The organism is Streptomyces sp. NPDC006332, from assembly GCF_040612855.1.
In the GTDB taxonomy this organism is placed as follows: Bacteria; Actinomycetota; Actinomycetes; order Streptomycetales; family Streptomycetaceae; genus Streptomyces.
This window is the reverse complement of sequence record NZ_JBEXRA010000011.1, coordinates 188,185-194,885: the sequence shown is the minus strand read 5'-3', so window position 1 is coordinate 194,885 and position 6,701 is coordinate 188,185. Positions and strand designations below refer to the sequence as shown.

The 6,701-nt window shown below is 69.7% G+C and carries 5 protein-coding genes; 4 read left to right on the top strand and 1 reads right to left on the bottom strand.

Annotation, left to right across the window (positions count from 1 at the left end; genetic code table 11):
- The coding region (locus tag ABZ027_RS13375; RefSeq protein ID WP_356767543.1) for a nitrate- and nitrite sensing domain-containing protein at positions 1–2,428 on the bottom strand (2,428 nt) is incomplete at its 3' end.
- 604 nt (positions 2,429–3,032) lie between these two features.
- On the opposite strand from ABZ027_RS13375, the gene ABZ027_RS13370 reads away from it, so the two are divergent.
- From ABZ027_RS13370 to ABZ027_RS13355, 4 genes are all read left to right on the top strand, one after another.
- On the top strand, positions 3,033–3,227 hold the full coding sequence (locus tag ABZ027_RS13370; protein WP_356767541.1) for a hypothetical protein: 195 nt from the start codon (positions 3,033–3,035) through the stop codon (positions 3,225–3,227).
- Positions 3,228–3,594: 367 nt separating this feature from the next.
- Positions 3,595–4,389 (top strand): fumarylacetoacetate hydrolase family protein, encoded by a 795-nt coding sequence (locus ABZ027_RS13365; protein ID WP_356767539.1) that lies wholly within the window; start codon positions 3,595–3,597, stop codon positions 4,387–4,389.
- The gene (gene gltX, locus ABZ027_RS13360) at positions 4,382–5,866 is read left to right on the top strand and encodes a glutamate--tRNA ligase (RefSeq protein WP_356767537.1); all 1,485 of its coding nucleotides are present in this window, start codon (positions 4,382–4,384) and stop codon (positions 5,864–5,866) included. The genes ABZ027_RS13365 and gltX overlap by 8 nt, the downstream gene beginning before the upstream one ends.
- Positions 5,867–5,960: 94 nt before the next feature.
- The gene (locus ABZ027_RS13355) at positions 5,961–6,695 is read left to right on the top strand and encodes an HAD family hydrolase (protein WP_356767535.1); all 735 of its coding nucleotides are present in this window, start codon (positions 5,961–5,963) and stop codon (positions 6,693–6,695) included.
- The last annotated feature ends 6 nt before the right edge of the window (positions 6,696–6,701 follow it).

Here is a 6,701-nt window from a genome sequence, read left to right as displayed (position 1 = left end):
AGCCTGTACACGGCCGCCGTGCTGGTGGTCTCCCCCACGATCCTCGCGCTGCTCTGCGTCGCCTCGCTGCCGGCCTGGCTGCTGGTGACGGGTCGCGTCCGGGCAGCGCGGCCCGCGGTCCCTGACCGGCGCCGAGCAGGCCGCCGCCGGGTGCGCCACCGCCGGGGCCACCGGGAGCACCTCCGCCCAGCTGACCGCCGCCACGGCGAGCCGCGGCCACACCAGCGGCCGCGGCGGCGACACCGCCACCCGCGCCGCCGCCCTGACCGGGCTTCGGCTGGGGCTTCTTGCCGCCCTGGGCGACGTCGACCGGGAGCATGACCAGCGCGGTGGTACCACCGGAGTCGGACGGCCGCAGCTGGATGCGGATGCCGTGGCGCTGCGACAGCCGGCCGACCACGAACAGACCCATGCGGCGGGAGACGGAGACGTCCACGGTGGGCGGCGAGGCGAGCCGCTCGTTGATCGCGGCGAGGTCCTCGGGGGAGAGGCCGATGCCGGTGTCGTGGATCTCGATCAGGACCCGGCCGTCGGGCAGCGCGTGACCGGTGACCTTGACCTTGGTCTGCGGGGAGGAGAACGAGGTGGCGTTCTCCAGCAGCTCGGCGAGCAGGTGCACGAGGTCGTTGACGACCCGGCCGGCCACTTCGGTGGTCGGCACGGAGGCCAGCTCGATGCGCTCGTACTGCTCCACCTCGGAGGCCGCGGCGCGGAGCACGTCGACCAGCGGGACCGGGCGGGTCCAGCGGCGGCCGGGCTCCTCACCGGCGAGGACGAGGAGGTTCTCGCCGTTACGGCGCATACGGGTCGCGAGGTGGTCGAGCTTGAACAGCGAGGACAGCTGGTCCGGGTCGGCCTCGCGGGACTCCAGCTCGGAGATCAGCGACAGCTGGCGCTGGATCAGACCCTGGGAGCGGCGCGAGAGGTTGGTGAACATCGCGTTGACGTTGCCCCGCAGCAGGGCCTGCTCGGCGGCGAGCCGGACCGCCTCGCGGTGCACGTCGTCGAAGGCCGCGGCCACCTGGCCGATCTCGTCCTTGGAGTGCACACCGACCGACTCCACGGACGTGTCGACGTCCTGCGGGTCGGACTCGGACAGCTGCTTGACCAGCTCGGGCAGCCGGTCCTGGGCGACCTTGGTGGCGGTCTCCTGGAGGCGGCGCAGCGAGCGGATCATGGAGCGGGCGACGACGAAGGCGCCGACCAGCGAGATACCGAGGACGAGCAGGATCAGGACACCGGAGATGATCGCGTCGCGCTCGGACTCGTTGCGCAGCTCGCGGGCCTTCTGCTCCATGTCCTCGAGCAGTGTGTGCTCGACGTTGCCCATCTGCTCGATCTTGATCGAGCTGTCGTCGACCCAGTCCTTGTAGGAGCGCTTGTCCAGGTCGGAGAGACCCGAACGCATGGCGCGGCCGCCGTACTGGTCGGTGGCCTGGATGGTCGGGTTGCCCTCCTCGACCGGCTTGAGGAGCTCGATGGCGCTGTCCGTGCCGTAGATGCTCCGGAAGCTGTTGAGGTCGGACTCCTCACTCTCCAGGGCGCCCTCGCCGTACAGGCGGTCGCTCTCGGAGAGCTTGCCGGTCGTGGTGTTGCTGGTGGGCAGCGCCGCCGCGAGGATCGCGCGCTGGATCGACGCGTACTCCTTGGCCGAGGAGAAGGCGGCCAGGGCGCGGGTGCGCTGGATCATCTCGGGGTTGCTGGTGGCCTCCGCCATGTCCTGCGAGAGGTCGAGCAGGTGCGTGATGAGGCGGTGGTAGCCCTCGACCGTCTGCGAGGCGTTGTTCTCGGTCGCGTAGGCCGAGTTGCGGATCCGCGCGAGGTCACCCAGGTCGCGGACGAGGCCGACGAGGCTCTCGCGGACGCCCGGGAGGTCGGCGGCGTCGATGTCCTCGGCGGCGCCCTTGAAGGTCTCCACGGCCCGGTCGGTCTTGCCGCGGAAGCCCTTGACCGTGAAGTCGTTCGACGCCGAGCCGTGGGCCAGCGGGCCGGCCGACTGGTCGCGCTCCGCCTGGAGCGCGTCCGCGAGTTCGGTGGCCTGCTTGGTCATCTCGGTCAGCAGCTTCATGTTGTCCAGCTGCTGGATGTCGTCGAGCGAGTCGTTGATGCGGACCCCGCCCAGCGTGGTGGCCGCGACCACCGGGAGGGTGAGCAGCGCCACCAGACGCGTGGAGATGCGCCAGTTGCGCAGGGCTATTCGCGAGCCCGGCCCGGGCACACCACGGGGTGGCTTCACCGGTGGCGTGGTCGGGGCGGCCGGGCTCGACGACGTGGACGCGCCGGGGCGCCCGAGGCGCTCACCGCCGTCACCGGAAGGGCCCGGGTTCTGGGCGTGCTGGGGCGAGGAGCTACCGGCCGTCGGGCCATTCCCGCCGTGCGGCTCCGGCTCCGCCGAAGCACTGCCATCCCTCTTGAAACGTCCCTGCACTAGCGTCGCAACCTCTGGACCAGGCGTCCTTCCGGGTGAACGGAAGGACGGTGTCGGCGTCGTGGGGGGCGTCCTGAAATACGCACCCCTGATGGTCGTGAGTGACCGGCGCGGGCTCCCCCATTCTCGCCGCCACTCGGCGCTTCTCTGCGCCCCCTGTGCGCCGGCTCGATCCTGCGGCGGTCCGTGGAATTCCAGCACAGTGCCGGATCTCCAACAAGGCCCGTGGGTCAGGCCGTGACGTACGTGACAGCACGTGAGTGCGAAGTCACCACCAGTGTCACATGATCTCCTCAATAACGGACTTATGCCCGCGAGTCCCCCGGCGACTCCCGGTGTCCCAGTCGCCATGATCAGGAGCGGAATGGTGGCTTCGGGGATGCAATGTCCGATTCACTGGAATGGATCATGGACCCGCTATGACCGTTTTGACCGCAGAGTCGTGAGGAAACTCACACGTGGATCAAGGGGTGTTCGCGGCTTCGAAGGGGAATCGCGTGCCTAGCCTGACGCTTTACATGAATGGCAAATCCGACAACCCGCGCCGATCGCGGAGCCCTCTCGGGCGCCAGGCGCACGCACAGAACAGGGTCTCGTAAGAACCGTGAAGACGACGATGATGTTCCACAAGATCGCCAACCCGCGGCGCACCACGCTGGCACACCTGAACGACGCCGACGAACTGCGGACCCTGGAGCAGCCGGAGCACTCCGTCGATCTCCCGGAGCAGACCGCGAACCCCAAGCGTACGGTGCTGATGGAGGCCCCCGTCACCGCCCAGGCCTCCGCCGCCGAATAGCGGCTGCCGGGCGGCCGGTGCCCAGTGGCCGGCGCGTGCTGCCGAGTGGCCGCTGAGGCTCTCCGGGTGAACGCGGAGCCCCGCCGGCCGGGCACGCTCACCGCCCACCGGGCACCCGCACCGCGCCTTCGCGCGTCCACCGGTCCACGTCGTTGCGCACGGCCGCCTCGCCGTCGGACCAGGTGTCCCACGGCCCGGTGCCCCGCGGCAGGGCCATTTTCTTGAATACGACCCGAACCTTTGGGGCGTTCAGGCAGCCGATGATCATGCCACCCGACCGGTTAGCCTGGAGCGTCCAGGGTCGGCTCGCGGGCAAGCCGGTCGGCCGACACGCACACCAGTTCTCAGTGAGGGGCGCCAGGATCCCGTGCGCATCGCCAGATTCTCCATCGACGGGAACGTCGCCTTCGGCGCCGTAGAGGGCGAAAAGCCGGACGAACTCGTCCTCGACATCATCAAGGGCATCCCGTTCGCGGACTTCGAGCTCTCCGGTACGAAGGTCCCGCTGGCACCGTCCGATTCGAAGACGAGGGTGCGGCTGCTGCCCCCGGTACTCCCCAACAAGGTCGTGGCCTTCGGCCGCAACTACGCGGACCACGCGCGCGAGCTGGGCAACGAGGTACCCGACGCCCCCTTCGCCTTCTTCAAGCCCTCCACCTCGGTGATCGGCCCCGGCGACGAGATCCAGTACCCCTCCTTCTCCGAGGACCTGCACCACGAGGCCGAACTGGCCGTCGTCATCGGCCGGATGTGCCGGGAGGTCCCGCGTGAGCGCGTCAAGGACGTCATCCTCGGCTACACCTGCGCCAACGACCTCACCGCCCGCGACGTCCAGAAGCGCGAGAAGCAGTGGGCCCGGGCCAAGGGTTTCGACACCTCCTGCCCGCTCGGCCCCTGGGTGGAGACGGACCTCGATCCGTCCGACCTCACCATCCAGCTCACGGTCAACGGGCAGCAACGCCAGCTCGGCCGTACCAGCGAGATGATCCACTCCATCGAGGATCTGATCGTCAACATCACCGAGGCCATGACGCTGCTCCCCGGCGACGTGATCCTCACGGGCACCCCGGCAGGCGTCGGACCGCTCACCGTCGGCGACGAGGTCGCCGTCACCATCGAAGGCATCGGCACTCTCACCAACAAGGTTGTCAAGCGTGGCTAGCGCACCCGCCCCCGCCGTACGAGTACGGTTCTGCCCCTCGCCCACCGGTAACCCCCACGTGGGCCTGGTCCGCACCGCCCTGTTCAACTGGGCCTTCGCCAAGCACCACCAGGGCGCCCTCGTCTTCCGCATCGAGGACACCGACGCGGCCCGCGACTCCGAGGAGTCGTACGGCCAGCTGCTCGACTCGATGCGCTGGCTGGGCTTCGACTGGGACGAGGGCCCCGAGGTCGGCGGCCCGCACGCGCCCTACCGCCAGTCGCAGCGCATGGACCTCTACAAGGAGGTCGCGGGCAAGCTCCTGGACGCCGGCCACGCCTACCGCTGCTACTGCTCCCAGGAGGAGCTGGACACCCGCCGCGAGGCCGCCCGCGCCGCCGGCAAGCCCTCCGGCTACGACGGCCACTGCCGCGACCTGACCGACGCGCAGGTCGAGGAGTACAAGGCTCAGGGCCGCACACCGATCGTCCGCTTCCGCATGCCCGACGAGACGATCACGTTCACGGACCTGGTCCGCGGCGAGCTGACCTTCACCGCCGAGAACGTCCCCGACTTCGGGATCGTACGAGCCAACGGCGCCCCGCTGTACACGCTGGTGAACCCGGTCGACGACGCGTTGATGGAGATCACCCACGTCCTGCGCGGCGAGGACCTGCTCTCCTCGACGCCCCGCCAGATCGCCCTGTACAAGGCGCTGATCGAGCTGGGCGTGGCCAAGCGCATCCCGCAGTTCGGCCACCTTCCCTACGTGATGGGCGAGGGGAACAAGAAGCTGTCCAAGCGCGACCCGGAGTCGTCGCTCAACCTGTACCGCGAGCGTGGCTTCCTGCCCGAGGGCCTGCTCAACTACCTCTCCCTGCTGGGCTGGTCGCTCTCCGCCGACCAGGACATCTTCACGATGGACGAGATGGTCGCGGCCTTCGAGATCTCGGACGTGAACCCCAACCCGGCCCGCTTCGACCTGAAGAAGTGCGAGGCGATCAACGCCGACCACATCCGGCTGCTGGACGTGAAGGACTTCACGGAGCGCTGCGCCCCCTGGCTGAAGGCGCCGTTCGCCCCCTGGGCCCCGGAGGACTTCGACGAGGCCAAGTGGCACGCGATCGCCCCGCACGCCCAGACCCGCCTCAAGGTCCTCTCCGAGATCACCGACAACGTCGACTTCCTGTTCCTGCCGGAGCCGGTGTTCGACGAGGCGAGCTGGACCAAGGCGATGAAGGAGGGCAGCGACGCCCTGCTGCGCACCGCCCGCGAGAAGCTGGAGTCCGCGGACTGGACGTCCCCGGAGTCCCTGAAGGAGGCCGTCCTGGCCGCCGGCGAGGCCCACGGCCTCAAGCTCGGCAAGGCCCAGGCCCCGGTCCGGGTGGCCGTCACCGGCCGCACGATCGGGCTGCCCCTCTTCGAGTCCCTGGAAATCCTGGGCAGGGAGCGGACGCTGGCGCGCGTGGACGCGGCCCTGGCGAAGCTGACGGCGTAGCCGTACGCCTGTGAGGTGCGGCACCCCAGGTGTGGGTGCCGCACCTTCGTCGTTCCGGCGGACGGTTCGCGGATCTGCGCGTTACCGTCGGACCATGAGCATTCGGGCCGTGGTCTGGGACGTCGACGACACCCTTTTCGACTACACCACCGCCGACCGGGTCGGCATGAGCGGGCATCTCGCGGCCGAGGGCCTGCTCGACGGGTACGACAGTGTCGATCAGGCCATCGCGCGGTGGCGGGAGATCACGGACCAGCAGTGGGCGCGCTTCTCGGCGGGGGAGGCGACCTTCCAGGGGCAGCGCCGGGACCGCGTACGGGGCTTCCTGGGCGACGGCACGGTGAGCGACGCCGACGCCGACGCGTGGTTCGAGCGGTACATCGGCCACTACGAGACCGCGTGGGCCCTCTTCCCGGACGTCCTGCCCGCGCTGGACGCCCTCGCCGCCAGCCACCGACACGCCGTGCTGTCCAACTCCAGCATCCACGTCCAGGACCGCAAACTGCGCGTCCTAGGTGTGCACGACCGCTTCGAGGTCGTCCTGTGCGCGGCGGAACTCGGCGTCTCCAAGCCGGCCGCCGGCGCCTTCCTCGCCGCCTGCGACGCCCTGGAACTGGCCCCGCACCAAGTGGCGTACGTGGGCGACCATCCGGAGATCGACGGACGGGGTGCCGCCGACGCGGGACTGCTGTCGGTCTGGATCGATCGTGGGGGTGTGTACGCCACCGTCGCGCCGCCCGTCGGCCCGCGCCGGATCGCCTCCCTCGCCGAACTCCCCGCGATCCTCGCGGCGGATACCCGTTTTGGAGCCCCGTCCACCTTCGGGTAATGTTCT